The sequence below is a fragment of the Alkalihalophilus lindianensis genome, assembly GCF_032843265.1.
GTDB lineage: Bacteria > Bacillota > Bacilli > Bacillales > Bacillaceae_D > Alkalihalophilus > Alkalihalophilus lindianensis.
The window spans coordinates 1-229 of sequence record NZ_JAWJBA010001155.1 but is presented as its reverse complement, the minus strand read 5'-3'; the positions used below and the strand labels follow the sequence as shown (position 1 = coordinate 229).

General features: G+C 69.4%; 1 protein-coding gene. It reads left to right on the top strand.

Going from position 1 to position 229, the window contains the following annotated elements; all coding sequences use genetic code 11:
- A partial coding sequence (locus RYX56_RS25690; RefSeq protein WP_317124555.1) for a GNAT family N-acetyltransferase occupies positions 1 to 229 on the top strand: 229 nt, incomplete at both ends.

Here is a 229-nt window from a genome sequence, read left to right as displayed (position 1 = left end):
CTCGGGACGAGGCGCTCGCTTATTGGACGCTGCCCTCGCATGACGTGTTCGTCGCCGAGGCGGACGGGCAGGTGCTCGGCACCTATTATCTCCAGCCCAACCAGATGGGCGGCGGCGCCGGTGTCGCCAATTGCGGCTATATGACGGCGGCCGAGGCGACGGGGCGCGGCGTCGCGCGGGCCATGTGCAGTCACTCGCTCGACCATGCGCGCAAACGGGGTTTCCGGGC